1 protein-coding gene is annotated in these 1968 nt (G+C 38.8%); it reads left to right on the top strand.

Annotated elements, in window-relative coordinates:
• Positions 1-13 precede the first annotated feature (13 nt).
• A partial coding sequence (locus tag JR005_RS00350) for an alkyl/aryl-sulfatase (RefSeq protein ID WP_218665369.1) occupies positions 14-1968 on the top strand: 1955 nt, incomplete at its 3' end.

The following is a 1968-nucleotide window of genomic DNA, read 5'->3' as shown; positions in this document are numbered from 1 at the left end:
AAAAGGAAAGAAGATGAAAATTAAGTTTTTAACAGTTTCATTGATGCTTATTCTGCCATTTTCTGTTTTTGCAGCAAATGCTCTAGTAGAAAAAGCGGTCATTGAATCAAATAATACATATAAGGCGAAGTATAACTTAGAGGATATGACTGAGTTTAATCAGGCTCAAAAGGGCTTTATTGCCAAGCCAACAGGTCAAATTAAAAGTGAAAAAGGCAATGTGATCTGGGATTTTGATGCGTTTAATTTTTTAAATGATCCAGCACCAAATACTGTTAATCCTGCGCTATGGCGACAAGCAAAGCTAAACAACAATGTTGGTCTATTTAAAGTGACAGATCGAGTTTGGCAAATTCGTGGTTTTGATGTGGCAAATATGACCATTATTCAGGGTGATACTGGTTGGATTATTGTGGATACATTAACCTCTAAAGAAACGGCTGAAGCAGCACTTAAATTTGCTAGACAGCATTTAGGTGAGCAAAAAATTTCAGCCATTATCTTTACCCATAGCCATATCGATCATTTTGGTGGTGCATTAGGCGTTCTTTCTAGCGAAGAAATTAACGCTAGAAAAACTCCAATTATTGCGCCAAAAGGCTTTATGGAAGAAGCGACCAGTGAAAATGTGATGGCAGGTTCAGCCATGATACGTCGTGCGACTTATATGTATGGAACTTTTCTACCTAAAAATGCGGAAGGATTGGTGGATACAGGTTTAGGTAAGGCTGTTGCTGCGGGAAAAATGGGCATCCTTGAGCCTACACAACTGATCACTCAACCAGAACAGAAAATGACGGTTGATGGCTTGGATTTTGTGTTTTATAACGTGCCGGGTTCAGAAGCACCAGCAGAGTTAACATTCTCTATTCCATCACTGAAACTTTATAATGGCGCGGAAATTCTTTCGCATACCATGCATAATCTTTATACTCTCCGCGGTGCTAAAGTCCGTGATGCCTTAAAATGGGTGGGCTATTTAGACCAAGCAATGCAACATGCCAAAGCATCCGATGTATTGATTGCACAGCATCATTGGCCGGTATGGGGCAATGACAATATTCAAGATTTTATTAAAACCCAGCGAGATGTTTATAAGTTCACGCATGATCAGACGGTGAGATATATGAACTCTGGTTTTAATGGTGCTGAAATTGCCGAGAAAATTCAGCTTCCAGCCGCACTTGACCAAAAATTATATGCGCATGGCTATTATGGAACCCTTAAGCATAATGTAAAAGCGGTATACCAATACTATATGGGATGGTTTGATGCTCATCCTTCCAATTTAGATCCATTGCCACCTAAAGCTGTTGCAAAAAAATATATTGAGTTAGCAGGTGGGGAGAGCAATGCGTTGAAAAATGCGCAGGATGCCTACGCTCAAGCTGACTATAGATGGGCTGCCGAGATTTTAAAACATATTGTGTTGAATAACCCTCAAAACCAACAAGCAAAAGACTTATTGGCGAATACTTATCGTCAATTGGGCTATGCTGCTGAGGCTTCAACTTGGCGTAATTTCTTTTTGGTGGGCGCTCAAGAGCTACAAAATAATGTACCCCTACAAAATACTTCTGATCCGAGTGATTTATTGATTCATACACCAACTGAAAGATTTCTTGAAGCTATGGCGACAAATTTAGATGTGGAAAATTTAAAAAATGAAAACCAGTGTATCAATCTGGTTTTGTCGGATACCAAAGAGCATTTTTCATTATGGGTTGAAAACTCAGTCATGCAGTTTAAGCGTTATGATGAAAGTAAAGATTTGGCATTGGATTGCCCTACATTAACCTTAACCAAGCCCTTATATCTAAAAATGATTACAGGTCAAATAGAAGGGGTAAAAGTCCTGCTTTCTAAAGACAGTAAAGTCAAAGGTAATCCACTGAAAATTGGAAAATTCTTTGCAATGTTTAAACGTCCAGATTCAATTTTCCCGATTGTGACTCGACCAAATGGCTA

This window comes from Acinetobacter sp. Colony158, assembly GCF_019264745.1.
Taxonomy (GTDB): Bacteria; Pseudomonadota; Gammaproteobacteria; order Pseudomonadales; family Moraxellaceae; genus Acinetobacter; species Acinetobacter ursingii.
Note: the sequence above shows the minus strand (reverse complement) of the source record. Positions and strands in the feature narration are given on the sequence as shown.